This window comes from Mammaliicoccus sp. I-M35, from assembly GCF_022386455.1.
Classification (GTDB): Bacteria; Bacillota; Bacilli; order Staphylococcales; family Staphylococcaceae; genus Mammaliicoccus; species Mammaliicoccus sciuri_A.
Genome location: NZ_JAJNIL010000010.1, coordinates 84,504 through 99,081 on the forward strand (window position 1 = coordinate 84,504; position 14,578 = coordinate 99,081).

Consider the following 14,578-nt stretch of genomic DNA (forward strand, 5'->3'; position numbering starts at 1 on the left):
AAATGAGGTGATGTTATGTCATATCCATTATGGAACACGCTAAATCAACTGAAAGAATATAAATGGGTAGATTTAACGCATACATTTGATTCAGAATCTCCACACTTTTCAGCTTTTGAAAATGCAGAAACAAAAACATTGTATAAAGTTAAAGACGACGGTTTCTTTGCCCAATCATGGCAATTTCCTACACAATATGGAACGCATATAGATGCACCTATACATTTTGTAGAGCATAAGCGATATTTACATGAACTCGGTTTACAAGAAACAGTCTTACCTTTAATCGTGTTAGATTTTTCAAAAGAAGTAGCCCAAGATTCAGATTTCAGACTAACTAAAGAACACATCCTTCAATGGGAATCTGAAAATGGACCAATTGAAAGTGGAACGTTTGTCGCATTTAGAAGTGACTGGTCAAAGAAATGGCCAGATAAAGAGCAATTTGAGAATAAAGACAAAGATGGTCATGAACATCTCCCAGGATGGTCATTAGACGCACTTAAATACTTGTTTGAAGAGAGAAAGATCAAGTCAATCGGACATGAAACATTTGATACTGATGCTTCAGTAGACATCCGTAAAAACAATGACATTGTCGGTGAACGATACGTACTTGGTTTAGATACTTTTCAAATAGAACTGTTAACCGGATTAGATGAACTACCAACACGTGGTTCAGTTATATTAGCCATTAGCCCTAAACCTAAAAATGCACCCGGATTCCCTGTCCGAGCATTTGCTATTACCCCTAAATAATAGCACTGCCATATGATATTTTTGAGCGAGTATCGTATGGCAGACTACCTTCCCTATATTAAATATATAAAAAGCACCTTTCGATCTCCATCGAAAGGTGCTTTACTGTTTAATATTTAGATACGGGTGATCCTCCGATTTGATAATCTATTTCTATCGCATTTTCACTATTTTTACGATATAAATAATAGAAATACATAGACCATAAAATCGTCAAACCAGCTGATAACCAATAACTAAGTGATAAATCCATCCCAAATCCTATTGGTTGGCTTAATATATATGTGAATATATTCCATGTCATAAATAAAGCAGGTATTAAAGCGACATAGAAATTCTTTTTAGATAGTAATAAATACATAGCGCCTATCCATAGTGCAATAACAGCTGTTGTTTGGTTTGCCCAAGAGAAGTATCTCCAAAGTATTGTGAAGTCTACTCTCGTTAAAATAAAACTAATAACAAACATCGGTATCGCAATTGCGAAGCGATTCATTACTTTCTTCTGACCGAAATTAAAATAATCAGCTAAAATCATTCTCGCACTTCTAAATGAAGTATCACCACTTGTTATAGGTAATACAATAACACCTAGAATCGCTAATGTTCCAAATACAGAACCTAATAACATTGTAGAAGCCTCACTCACTACAAGCGCCGCTTCACCTTTCGCTAACACTTCTTGTAGACCACCATAGCCACCAAATAAACTCATAGCAGCCGCAGCCCAAATCATCGCAATAATACCTTCAGCAATCATCATACCGTAGAATATTTTACGACCATTTTTCTCATTATTCGTCGTTCTAGAAATAATCGGCGATTGTGTCGCATGGAAACCAGATAAAGCACCACAAGTAATCGTAAAGAATAATAAAGGAAAAATTGGCGCCGAATCAGGATGCATATTTTTCAATGTTAATTCTGGTATTTCCGCACCAGTCATAATTAATCGTACAAAGATTCCTATTGCAGAAATCATCAAGATAAATCCAAATACCGGATAAACTTTACCAATAATTTTGTCGATAGGTAACACTGTAGATAAGAAATAATATAAGAAAATAACAAAAATAATAATACCTAAAGCTACTCTACCATCCATTAAAGAATGTAATAATAATGCCGGACTCGTAACAAATACAGTACCTGTCAATAACAATAGTAATAGTGTAAAGACGTTCACAAGGTGTCTCATCACATTACCTAAGAACTTACCAGCTAATTCAGGTAAATGAGCCCCCTTATTACGTATAGAAATCATACCTGTTAAATAATCATGAACAGCACCAGCAAATATAGACCCTAATACAATCCAAATAAAAGCAACTGGTCCATATAAAGCACCCATAATCGGTCCAAATATCGGCCCAACCCCTGCAATATTTAACAATTGAATCAATGAGTTCTTATTTGTCGACATCGGAACAAAATCAATATTATCCCTTTGATCATGAGCAGGCGTCGGACGTTCATCCTTAACACCAAACATTTTTTCAATATATTTGCCATATGTAAAATAACCTATAACTAATAAAACGATAGAAACTAAAAATGTAATCATTAAAATCCCCCTTTTTAAATGAAAACGTTTACAGAAAAGTATAAATGACTTTTTTACAAATAACAATAATATCTCGGAAATTTACAGAAATTCTATATAGAAACATAAAAAAGAGTTCAGGATATTGTTTAATATCCCAAACTCTATATTTTATTTCTTCTTATAAACTTTAATCGTAATTTCATAGAAGTCTTTATGTTCTTCATCAATTCGCTTGATTTTAATGCCCTCTTTTTCAACATTTTTAATGCTTTGTCCGAGTGTATCAAGTGCTTCTGTGATGTCTTGTTCGAATTGAAATTGTTTTGCTTTTACTTTTTCAGAGCCGCGTATTTTCTTAACGCGATCTTCTGTTTGTTTAACGTTTAAGTTCTGAGATTGTATGGATGTTAAGACTTCTTGCTGCCCTTCATCATCTAAACCTAACAATGCTCTTGCATGTCTTTCTGTTATTTCACCTTTTTGTAATGAAATAATAATAGGCTCTGATAATTTGAGCAGTCTTAATTTATTGGCTATAAATGATTGGCTCTTACCCATACTAACTGCTAAGTCATGTTGTGTAATGTCTTCTAAATCCAACAATTTCTTATAGGCTTCCGCTTCTTCTATAGCTGATAAATTTTCTCTTTGTATATTTTCAATCAGTGCAACGGCTGCTGTTTCTTTGTCATTTAATGGTTTAATAATAACTTCAGTTTCTGGTAAATCGTTATATTTCATTGCACGAAATCTTCGCTCACCTGCTATGATTTCATACATACCTTCTTCAATTGGACGAACAACAATAGGTTGTAATAATCCATGTTCTTTTATAGATTGTGCGAGTTCTTTAATTTTAGATTCATCGAATACTTTTCTCGGTTGATAACGGTTTGGCACTATTCTTTCTGTTGATACGACTGCCACATTACCTTCAGCTCGTGCTTCTTCTATGTGTTCTAATTCTTTGTCTTTAAGTCCAAATAATTTAGAAAAAGGCTTTTTCATCTCAATATACCTACTTTCGTTCATACATATTTCCCAGGAATTATTTTGTTAAAGGTTCTTTGTTTGGTGTTCCTGGCTTTCTTGGATACTTCTTAGGTGTTTGTCTTAATTTATCTATCGTAATGATCTGTCTCATACTTTCTTCAAGAGGTAGCGTAAATTCATGTACTGTTTTTACTTCTCCACCTAATACAGAAATTGCAAATTGTGCATCTTCTAACTCTTCATTACCTTGTGAGCCTTTTAATGCGACAAATTGACCGCCCTTTTTCACTAAAGGTAGACATAATTCACTTAATACAGATAATCGTGCTACTGCTCTTGCAGTTACAAGATCAAAGCTTTCACGATACTGTTGTGATTTACCGAATGTTTCTGCTCTATCATGTACAAAGTTTACTTGATCTAAGTCTAATGATGCAGCTAATTCATTTAAAAATTTAATTCTTTTATTTAATGAATCCACTATTGTAATTTGCAAGTGTGGATATACGATTTTTAAAGGGATGCTCGGAAATCCAGCGCCTGCCCCTACATCACAGATCGTTTCAATTTCATTAAAATCTATATAAAAGCTTGGTGTCACTGAATCAAAGAAGTGTTTCAAGTACACTTCTTCTTTTTCAGTAACTGCTGTTAAGTTAATTTTTTCGTTCCACTCTACTAACATCTCAAAGTATGTTTCGAATTGCTTAATTTGTTTATCTGTTAATGTTATACCTGAATCTTTTAACGTATCAATAAAAGTTTGTTCATTCATGTTAGTTCACCTTCTGAATTTTACCTTGTTCAATGTACACAAGTAAAATTGAAATATCTGCAGGGTTTACACCTGAAATACGAGAAGCTTGTGCAATATCAAGTGGTTTAACTTCTTTAAGTTTTTGACGTGCTTCAGTCGCTAAACTATTGATTGCATCATAATCGATATTTTCAGGAATTTTTTTATCTTCCATACGTTTCATTTTTTCAACTTGTGCTAATGATTTTTGGATATAACCTTCGTATTTCGTTTGAATTTCTACTTGTTCTTGTACGTCTTCATCTACTGGTGAAGTTTCTTGTAAGATTTCCATAATAGCTGCGTAATCCATTTCTGGTCTACGTAATAAATCTAAAGCTAATATGCCATCTTTAAGCGCTGTTCCACCGCGACTTTCGATAACACTTTGTGTATGTGCATTCGGTTTAATACGAATACCTCTTAATCTTTCTTGTTCAGCTGAAATTGCTTCACGTTTTTGATTAAATTTAGCGTAACGTTCTTCAGAAATCATACCAATTTCATAACCGATATCTGTCAGTCTTAAGTCTGCATTATCATGTCTTAATAATAGACGATGTTCCGCTCTAGAAGTTAATAAACGGTATGGTTCGTTTGTACCTTTTGTAACTAAATCATCAATTAACACACCAATATAAGCATCTGAACGACGTAATATAACGTCTTCTTTACCTAATACTTTACCAGCAGCGTTGATACCTGCCATTAAACCTTGTCCAGCCGCTTCTTCATATCCTGAAGTACCATTGATTTGACCAGCAGTAAATAAGTTTGTAACGACTTTCGTTTCAAGTGTTGGCCATAATTGTGTTGGTACAATTGCATCATATTCAATTGCGTAACCTGCACGCATCATGTCTGCTTTTTCAAGACCTGGAATTGTTTCTAACATTTTACGTTGAACATGTTCAGGTAAACTTGTTGATAAACCTTGTACGTATACTTCTTGTGTCTTACGTCCTTCTGGCTCTAAGAACAATTGGTGTCTTGGTTTATCATTGAATCTTACAAACTTATCTTCAATTGAAGGACAATATCTTGGACCTGTACCTTTAATCATACCTGAGTACATAGCAGATAAATGTAAGTTGTCATCGATTACTTTATGCGTTTGTTCATTTGTATATGTTAACCAACAAGGTAATTGATCTAAAATGTATTCTGTCGTTTCATAACTGAACGCACGCCCTACTTCATCACCTGGTTGAATTTCTGTTTTGCTGTAATCTATTGTATTACCATTAACACGTGGAGGTGTACCAGTCTTGAATCTCACGATATCAAAGCCTAATTCTTTCAAGTGTTCAGCTAATTTAATCGATGGCATTTGGTGGTTTGGACCACTTGAATATTTCAAGTTACCTAAAATAATTTCACCACGTAAAAATGTACCTGTCGTTAATACAACAGCATCTGCTTCATAAGTTGAGCCGATTACCATTTCTACACCTTTAACTTTATTATCTTCTATAATTAAACGTTCAACCATACCTTGCATAATATCAAGATTTGGTTCGTCTTCAATCACACGTTTCATTTCTTCTTGATACAATACTTTATCTGCTTGTGCACGTAACGCTCTTACAGCTGGACCTTTACCAGTGTTTAACATACGCATTTGAATGTGTGTCTTATCGATTGTCTTAGCCATTTGACCACCAAGTGCATCGATTTCTCTTACAACAATTCCTTTAGCTGGACCACCAACTGATGGATTACATGGCATAAATGCTACACTATCAAGGTTAATTGTAAGCATTAATGTTTTTGCACCACGTCTTGCAGAAGCTAAACCAGCTTCTACACCTGCATGTCCAGCGCCGACAACAATAACGTCATATTTTTGTGTCAAAATTTTTCCTCCTTTTTATTTTCCGAGACAGAATTGACTAAACAGTTGGTCAATTAGTGAATCACTTGCTTCTTCACCAATTACTTCACCGAGCAATTCCCAAGTTTTGATTAAATCTATTTGTACGATATCTATAGGCACACCGTCTTCAGCAGATTGTATTGCATCATTTATAGATGTCTTAGCGTCTTTTAATAATGCAATATGTCTTGAATTTGAGACATATGTCATATCTTGTGCTTGTACTTGTCCACCAAAGAATAACTCTGAAATCTTCTGTTCAAGTTCTTCGATACCTTGTTGTTCAACCATAGAAGTTTGAACTAAAGGATGGTCACCTATCATTGCTTTTAATTCATCAATATCTAACTTCTGTTCTAAGTCCATTTTGTTTATAATCACAATCACATCTTCATCTTTAATGACATCAAATAGCTGATAGTCATTTTCCGTTAATGCTTCATTATAATTAAGGACAAATAAAATTAAATCTGCTTCTGATAAAGCTTTTCTCGATCTTTCTACACCTATTTTTTCTACGATGTCTTCTGTTTCACGAATACCTGCAGTATCCACTAACCTTAATGGTACACCACGAACATTGACGTATTCTTCTAATACATCTCTTGTTGTACCGGCTACTTCAGTAACAATCGCTTTATTATCTTGAATCAAGTTGTTAAGCATAGAACTCTTACCTACGTTCGGTTTCCCAACAATGACTGTTGATAGACCTTCTCGCATAATTTTACCTTGCTGGCCAGTTCTTAATAATTGATCGATTTCATTTTCAATATGCCTTGATTCTTTTAATAAGAATTTAGTCGTCGCTTCTTCTACATCATCGTATTCAGGATAATCAATATTCACTTCTACTTGAGCGAGTATTTCTAATATGGACTGTCTTAAGCCTTTAATAAGGCTGCTTAGACGTCCTTCCATCTGACCTAAGGCTACCTTCGATGCGCGTTCCGTCTTAGAACGGATGAAATCCATAACCGCTTCTGCTTGAGACAAGTCAATACGTCCGTGTAAGAATGCTCGTTTCGTAAACTCACCTGGTTCTGCCATTCTAGCACCGTTAGATAACGTTAACTCAAGTACGCGATTAACCGTTACTAAACCACCATGACAATTTATTTCAACGATGTCTTCTCTCGTAAAAGTCTTAGGCGCTTTCATGACAGCTACCATAACTTCTTCTACGACTTCATCAGTCTCAGGATCAATAATATGACCATAATTAATTGTATGTGATGCTACTTCAGTAATTTTTTTCTTACCTTTATATATACGATTAGCAATATTTAAGGCATCCGGACCACTTAATCGTACGATTGCTATTGCACCTTCACCCATAGGCGTTGAGATACTTGTAATTGTATCTAAATCCATGATATTCTCCTCCACCATTAATAACTATTCTATTGATTGTAAATGGTTTTGTAATATTTTTCGAATATATTGTTCGAAAAAATGCGGAGCGAGATGACTCACTCCGATTATTTTTATTTATTCTTAATGACTAAATATCGATGTGGTTCTCTTCCTTCAGAGTATGTTTCGATATTTTCAATTTTACTGACTGCTTGATGCATAATTTTACGTTCAAAGTTTGGCATAGGTTCCAATTTAACTGGTCTCTTTGTTTGAGTTGCTTTCTTAGCCATATTAAGTGCCAACTTCTCTAACGTTTCTTTACGCTTTTCTCGATACGATTCGATATCTAATATAAGCGTATAATAACCTTTAACAAATTGATGCATATAATTTTGACCTACTATTTGTAAGGCGTTCAAAATTTGACCACGCTTACCTATTATATAAGCAGCATTGTTGGAAGTCATATTAATATAAATTGTATTAGACTTAATCTCATATGAACCATCTACATCAATATTCATTTCTCTTATGATATTAAGTACATAATCTAAAGTGTTTTGTGCCACTTCATTTAATGAATCTTTTTTCTGATTGCGATCTTCACGTATACCTGTTTCTGACTGAATATCTTTTTCTTCTATTATTGTGTCTTCTTGATGTGTCACTTCATCTGTTATTGGGCTATTATCCTCTTCGACCGACGCGTGACGATTTTTTAATGCTTCAATTGATTCAAACTGTTTAAGTTCTGGATCGATTACAGTTAGTTCAATTTGTGCATCTTGTTTCATAAATCCAAAAATACCTTTTTTACCTTCATTAATAACATCAATTCTTACTTGTTGTTCTTGAACATTTAAATCTTCTAAACCTTGTTGTAGTGCTTGTTCTACTGATTGTCCTTCATAGCGCGATTTAAGCATGCTGCAACCTCCTAGTAATATATCAATACTTAGGGAATACGTTTATTAAAAACTTTAGCAATCTTCAATACATGCTCTAGACTCTTCTGTGTTTCAATGACTTTTAAATCAACAGCTTGGTTTCGAGCGATAACAATGATGTCTTTAGGAATAATATTTTCTTTATGATTCTTAAAACATTCTCTAATGGACCTTTTAATTCTATTTCTTGTAACAGCATTACCCATTTTCTTTGAAACACTTATACCTAATCTAAAGTGATCAAGATCATTTTCAGCTGTGTAAATAACAAATTGTCTATTAGCGACTGACTTACCTTTTTTATAAATTCTTTGAAAATCATTATTTTTCTTTATTCGATAAGCCTTTTCCACAAACATCCACTCCACAATACATCACTTAATTATTGTTTATTATACAAAACAATTCCTTCAATTAAAACAAAAAAAAGACCACTGCTCTTCAGTGATCTTAAGCTGATAATACTTTTCTACCTTTACGACGACGGCGAGCTAATACTTTACGGCCGTTTTTAGAACTCATACGTGCACGGAAACCGTGTACTTTACTATGTTTACGTTTATTTGGTTGATACGTACGTTTTACCATTTAAGAACACCTCCATTAATTATTCTTAACATCTAATTCTACATTAGATTATCATTTGTATGATATTCATTTATATATATCAGAAGATTAGTTTCAAAATTATTTATACCATACGTGTGATTTGTCACAATTTCAATAACTACTAAACTATAACAAATCAGATTTTAAAAATCAAGAAGAAATTTACAACTTCTATTTATTAAGTTATCCACTTATTCACAATGCATAACCAACTTTTTGTGGATAAATTGATTAAGATTTATTCTTATTCACAAAATAATCTCACCAAACTGCACATATTCACAGGTATTTGACAACTCGATTTGTTTAAAAGTATAATTGTGTGGATAAGTTATACAAAGCATTGATATTACTGTGATTATTTCATAAATATTTACGTGTAAAGATTGTGGACAAGAGAATTATAAAGTGTAGTTATCCACCGTTTGTGTGTAAGTTGTGGATAATAATTCACAGCCTGTGATTTTCTTTATCAACAATCTTATTTTATGTGTATAACTCAATAAATTTAAATGAGAAAGAGGACTTTTATGAATTCAAAAGAAGAAATTTGGGAGCAAGTGTTATCTATTGCTGAAGATCAAATCGCTTCTGCTGGTTATAATACATGGTTCAAAGGGACTTACTTACATCAAATTGATAGTAAGCACGCAATAGTTGTTGCACAAAGTCCTTTTGTTGCTGAGTGGTTAACCAATAAATATCATGAACACGTCACAAACTTTATCTATGAAGTGATTGGAGACAAAGTTCAAGTTAAATTTATATCAGAAGAAGATTTACAAAGTGAAGATTTCACTGAACAGCCAGAAAAACCTAAAGAAACTGAAGCATATGAAGAAGTTACAAATAGTCAGCTGAACAGTAATAACACTTTTGATACATTCGTTATTGGGCCTGGTAACCAGTTCCCGCACGCTGCTTCACTAGCAGTAGCCGAAGAACCAGCCAATGCTTATAATCCGCTTTTCATATATGGAGGCGTCGGTTTAGGAAAGACACATTTAATGCATGCAATTGGTCATTATGTACTTGAACAAAATCCAAATGCGAACGTTCTATATACATCTAGCGAAAAATTCACAAATGAATTTATTAAGTCTATACGTATGAACGATACGGAAAGCTTTAGAGACAAGTATCGAAACATCGATGTGCTCTTAATAGATGACATTCAATTCATTCAAAAGAAAGAACAAACGCAAGAAGAATTCTTCCATACTTTTAATGATTTACATCAAAATAAAAAGCAAATTGTCATCTCAAGTGACCGTCCGCCTAAAGAAATTCCAACTTTAGAAGATCGTTTAAGAACACGTTTCGAATGGGGATTAATAGTAGATATTACGCCTCCTGACTTTGAGACGAGAATGGCTATTTTACAAAAGAAAATCGAAGAAGAAAATTTAGATATACCTGTTGAAGCTTTAACTTATATCGCTAATTCTATTCAATCCAATATACGTGAATTAGAAGGTGCTTTAACGAGAGTATTAGCATACTCCAAACTTAGAAATAAACCGATCAACACAGATTTAGTAGCTGAAGCGCTTAAAGATATTATTTCATCACCAAGATCAACTAAAATCACGATTCAAGACATTCAACAAGCGGTTAGTAAAATGTATAACGTTAGAATCGAAGACTTTGCTGCTAAGAAACGTACAAAATCAATTGCATATCCGAGACAAATCGCTATGTATCTATCAAGAGAACTTACTGATTTTTCATTACCTAAAATTGGTGAAGAATTTGGTGGACGAGATCATACTACTGTCATCCATGCACATGATAAAATTAAAAAAGATTTAGAAAATAATCCAGAACTCAAAAATGATTTAGAACAACTAGAAAAACAAATCCGTGGATAATGTGGATAAGTTGTGCACAGTCATACACAGTTTATCAACATGTGAATAACTTTTATATCGCTATTTAAAGCGGGTTATCCACCAATCCACAGCCCCTATGACTATTACTATGATTTTAAAAGATATATAATTAAATATATAACGACTGGAAGGAGTTTTATAAGTTATGAAATTTACAATTCAACGAGATTACTTTCTTAATCAATTGAATGATACATTAAAAGCTATTTCACCAAGAACTACATTACCGATACTTACAGGAATCAAGATAGATGCGACAGATAAAGGCATCATCTTAACAGGATCAGACTCTGAAATATCGATAGAAATAACAATAAATCAAAATATTGATGGTGAAAAAATTGTAGATATTGAAGAAAAAGGTTCTGTAGTACTTCCAGGACGTTTCTTTGTAGATATCGTTAAAAAATTACCAGGTAAAACTGTTAATTTATCAACGAATGATCAATTTAAAACACTTATCACATCAGGACATTCTGAATTTAACGTAAGTGGTTTAGATCCAGATCAATATCCATTATTACCACAAGTATCTGAAGACGATGCCATTAAATTACCAATCAAAGTATTAAAGAACATTATCGCACAAACGAACTTTGCAGTGTCCACGTCAGAAACACGTCCTGTATTAACAGGTGTTAACTGGCTTATTCAAAACAATGAACTCATCTGTACTGCAACAGATTCACACAGACTTGCATTAAGAAAATTAAAATTAGAAGACGAAGAAATCGATGATAAAAATGTGATTATCCCAGGTAAAGCTTTATCTGAATTAAACAAAATCGTTTCTGATTCTGAAGAAGACATCAATATCTTCTTTGCAAGTAACCAAGTATTATTTAAAGTTGGTCACATTAACTTTATTTCAAGATTACTTGAAGGGAACTATCCAGATACAACAAGATTATTCCCAGAGAACTATGAAACTAAAATCATCTTAGATAACAGTGAGTTCTACCACGCAATAGATCGTGCATCATTATTAGCGCGTGAAGGTGGTAACAACGTCATTAAATTATCTACGGATGTTGATAAAGTTGAATTATCATCTACTTCACCAGAAATCGGTACAGTTAAAGAAGATGTATCTACAGACAATGTTGAAGGCGAGTCATTAAAAATCTCATTCAACTCTAAATACATGATGGATGCATTAAAAGCTATCGACAACGATGAAGTACAAGTAGAATTCTTTGGTACAATGAGACCATTTATTCTTAAACCTAAAGATGACGAAACAGTCGTACAACTTATCTTACCGATCAGAACATATTAATCAGCATGTAATGGCTGGGACCCGATTTGGGTCTCAGCTTTTTTTGTGTCAAGTTTACTTGACATAGTGTAAAAATTCATATAATGTAAAGTTAACTTGACAGGAAGTGATGAATTGAAAAACAAAGTTTATGAATATCGTACACAGAAAAACATGACGCAAAGTGAACTCTCTCGATTGGTTAAAGTGTCTAGACAAACTATCAATTCTATTGAGCGTTACAAATTCAATCCCACGTTAGTATTAGCACATAAGCTTTCTCAAGTGTTCGAAGTATCTATTGATGAATTATTTATTTTTGAAGAAGACGAGAATATAGATATTTCAGAATTAGAATCCAAAGAAAAGGAGTAAACATTATGACATTACTAATTAAAGATGTTTCCAAGAAATTCAATGACTTTACGGCAGTACATGATGTTAATTTGGAAGTTCCTAAAGGTACGATGTATGGATTTTTAGGTGGAAATGGTGCAGGTAAAACAACAACATTTCGTATGATTTTAGGTTTATTACCAAAGACAACAGGTGTTGTGACGTTTAACGATAAGCCAATTGACTATAATATGACGAATACGATTGGTTATTTACCTGAAGAAAGAGGCTTACATCCAAAATTAAAAGTTTGGGAGCAAGTGCAATATTTAGCTGAGCTAAAAGGCATGAAAAGAAAAGATATTTCAGAAGCATTAGATTATTGGTTAAAACGATTTGATGCATTCGAAAATAAAGAAAAAAAGATCGAAGCATTATCGAAAGGTAATCAACAAAAAGTTCAACTGATTGCAGCAATCATTCATAAACCTGAATTATTAATTCTTGATGAACCATTCAGTGGACTTGATCCAGTCAATGTTGAATTGCTTAAAGCTGCTGTTAAAGATTTAAAAGAACAAGGCACAACGATTATATTCAGCTCGCATAGAATGGAACACGTAGAAGAACTTTGTGACTATATTTGCATTATGAATAAAGGTAAAGCAGTCGTTGCTGGTTCTCTTGATCAAGTTAAAGACGACTTTGGTAAGAAAGATGTATTTATCGAAGGCGACTACGATTTAGGATTCTTAAAAGACTTTGAAGGTGTAGAAGCATTTAAAACGACTAAAAAAGGCGTTAAAATCACAATTTCTGATGAAAAATATGCAGAAAATATTTATCAAAATGTGACGAAGTTAGGTTACCTCAAACGATTCCAAGTTGCTGAACCATCTCTAAACGATATCTTTATAGCTAAGGTAGGTGATAAGCATGAATAAATTCTGGCCGACATTTAATTTAACGTATATGCAAAAAGTGAAAAGTAAATCATTTATCATCATGACTGCAATTTTTATGATTTTAATCTTTGCATTAAGTAACATCGACAAAATTATTGATTTCTTTGATAACGATAGTAAAGTTGTCGCGATACAAACAGATAACGACATGATTTATAAAGTATTAGAAAAGCAATATAAACAAAACGACGATATTGAAAAAGTAGAAAAAGTTTCACTCGAAAAAGGTAAAAAAGGTGTTAAAGACGAAAAGTATAAACGTTTAATTCAAGTAAACGTGAACGGTGAAAAAGTAAATGGCACAATTTATGAAAAAGGCAATGTCAGTGAAAGTGAGAAAATGACCTTACAATCAACGCTTAGCCAAATGCAATCATCATTAACAGCTCAAAAATTAAATCTATCAGAAAAAGATTTAAAAACATTAAATACACCAAGTGATGTGAAGACAGAAGAAATTAAATCGAATGATGAAAAACAATCTAGTGATGTTAATCCGAAAGTTCAAGCATTAAACTCAGCAGTTGTTTACATCATCATTTTCTTATCGTTCTTTATCACAATCAATTACGCTAACCAGATTGGTTCAGAAATTGCGACTGAAAAAACAACACGTGTGATTGAAATGATTGTTACAAGTGTTAAACCGTCGATTCATGTGTCAGCGAAAATTCTCGCAATCATCGCAGTTGCATTTACACAAATATTCTTTATCATACTGGCAATTGTAATTAGTATATTCGCATTTGATTTGAAAGGATTATTTGAGTCAGCTGGAGTAGAATATGGCCCTGAGACGACGAGAATCATTATTTATGGCGCAGTTTACTTAATTTTGGGTGTTGTATCCTATATTTCATTAGCGGCTATTCTAGGGGCATTAACGAGCCGTATAGAAGATCTTGCTCAATCTATGATGCCAGTTACATTTATTTCATTAGCGGCATTCTATATTGCGATATTTAGTATTTCAAACCCAGATACGATGCTTGTAAAAGTGACAAGCTTCATTCCGATGTTATCGCCAATGGTCATGTTATTAAGAACTACATCAGAATCAACACCTGAATGGCATTTACTTTTAGGAATTGTCATTTCAATTGTTACATGTATCATTCTACTGGTGTTTGCAGCGAAAACGTATCGTGGTAGCGTGCTCACTTATGAAAAAGGCGTTATCAAAAATTTAAAAAATGCATTAAATATTACTAAATAATTTTTACGAAAATATTAATCACCATT

The 14,578-nt window shown here is 33.2% G+C and carries 14 protein-coding genes; 6 read left to right on the forward strand and 8 right to left on the reverse strand.

Features of this window, described 5'->3' with window-relative positions:
• The first annotated feature begins 15 nt into the window (after positions 1-15).
• Entirely contained in the window at positions 16-759 is a 744-nt protein-coding gene (locus LQ679_RS11755; protein ID WP_025906211.1) for a cyclase family protein, read from the forward strand.
• Between the two features lie 109 nt (positions 760-868).
• Here the strand turns inward: LQ679_RS11755 and LQ679_RS11760 are convergent, their stop codons facing one another.
• The 8 genes from LQ679_RS11760 to rpmH form a co-directional block, all read right to left on the reverse strand.
• Complete coding sequence (locus LQ679_RS11760) at positions 869-2,323, reverse strand: carbon starvation CstA family protein (protein WP_126476369.1); 1,455 nt, start codon at positions 2,321-2,323, stop codon at positions 869-871.
• Between the two features lie 150 nt (positions 2,324-2,473).
• Positions 2,474-3,313 (reverse strand): nucleoid occlusion protein, encoded by an 840-nt coding sequence (noc, locus tag LQ679_RS11765; RefSeq protein ID WP_025906213.1) that lies wholly within the window; start codon positions 3,311-3,313, stop codon positions 2,474-2,476.
• A 40-nt stretch (positions 3,314-3,353) separates the two neighbouring features.
• The gene (rsmG, locus tag LQ679_RS11770) at positions 3,354-4,073 is read right to left on the reverse strand and encodes a 16S rRNA (guanine(527)-N(7))-methyltransferase RsmG (protein WP_126476370.1); all 720 of its coding nucleotides are present in this window, start codon (positions 4,071-4,073) and stop codon (positions 3,354-3,356) included.
• 1 nt (position 4,074) lies between these two features.
• On the reverse strand, positions 4,075-5,949 hold the full coding sequence (gene mnmG, locus LQ679_RS11775) for a tRNA uridine-5-carboxymethylaminomethyl(34) synthesis enzyme MnmG (RefSeq protein ID WP_048542892.1): 1,875 nt from the start codon (positions 5,947-5,949) through the stop codon (positions 4,075-4,077).
• Between the two features lie 15 nt (positions 5,950-5,964).
• The gene (gene mnmE / locus LQ679_RS11780) at positions 5,965-7,344 is read right to left on the reverse strand and encodes a tRNA uridine-5-carboxymethylaminomethyl(34) synthesis GTPase MnmE (RefSeq protein WP_239763082.1); all 1,380 of its coding nucleotides are present in this window, start codon (positions 7,342-7,344) and stop codon (positions 5,965-5,967) included.
• A 113-nt stretch (positions 7,345-7,457) separates the two neighbouring features.
• Positions 7,458-8,255 (reverse strand): RNA-binding cell elongation regulator Jag/EloR, encoded by a 798-nt coding sequence (jag, locus tag LQ679_RS11785; RefSeq protein WP_037589473.1) that lies wholly within the window; start codon positions 8,253-8,255, stop codon positions 7,458-7,460.
• Positions 8,256-8,284: 29 nt separating this feature from the next.
• Positions 8,285-8,629 carry a ribonuclease P protein component gene (gene rnpA, locus LQ679_RS11790; RefSeq protein ID WP_025906220.1) on the reverse strand — a complete coding sequence of 115 codons (345 nt, stop codon included), beginning with the start codon at positions 8,627-8,629 and terminating at the stop codon, positions 8,285-8,287.
• Between the two features lie 97 nt (positions 8,630-8,726).
• A complete protein-coding gene (gene rpmH, locus LQ679_RS11795; RefSeq protein ID WP_016999186.1) occupies positions 8,727-8,864 on the reverse strand; it encodes a 50S ribosomal protein L34 in 138 nt (45 codons plus the stop codon).
• Between the two features lie 551 nt (positions 8,865-9,415).
• On the opposite strand from rpmH, the gene dnaA reads away from it, so the two are divergent.
• The 5 genes from dnaA (at position 9,416) to LQ679_RS11820 (ending at position 14,552) form a co-directional block, all read left to right on the forward strand.
• On the forward strand, positions 9,416-10,756 hold the full coding sequence (gene dnaA / locus LQ679_RS11800; RefSeq protein WP_239763084.1) for a chromosomal replication initiator protein DnaA: 1,341 nt from the start codon (positions 9,416-9,418) through the stop codon (positions 10,754-10,756).
• A gap of 166 nt (positions 10,757-10,922) precedes the next feature.
• Positions 10,923-12,056: a DNA polymerase III subunit beta gene (gene dnaN / locus LQ679_RS11805; protein ID WP_037589476.1), complete on the forward strand. Its 1,134-nt coding sequence runs from the start codon at positions 10,923-10,925 to the stop codon at positions 12,054-12,056.
• A 114-nt stretch (positions 12,057-12,170) separates the two neighbouring features.
• Positions 12,171-12,410: a helix-turn-helix transcriptional regulator gene (locus tag LQ679_RS11810; RefSeq protein WP_025906228.1), complete on the forward strand. Its 240-nt coding sequence runs from the start codon at positions 12,171-12,173 to the stop codon at positions 12,408-12,410.
• A gap of 5 nt (positions 12,411-12,415) precedes the next feature.
• On the forward strand, positions 12,416-13,315 hold the full coding sequence (locus tag LQ679_RS11815) for an ABC transporter ATP-binding protein (RefSeq protein WP_126476371.1): 900 nt from the start codon (positions 12,416-12,418) through the stop codon (positions 13,313-13,315).
• A complete protein-coding gene (locus LQ679_RS11820; RefSeq protein WP_239763086.1) occupies positions 13,308-14,552 on the forward strand; it encodes an ABC transporter permease in 1,245 nt (414 codons plus the stop codon). The genes LQ679_RS11815 and LQ679_RS11820 overlap by 8 nt, the downstream gene beginning before the upstream one ends.
• Positions 14,553-14,578 lie beyond the last annotated feature (26 nt).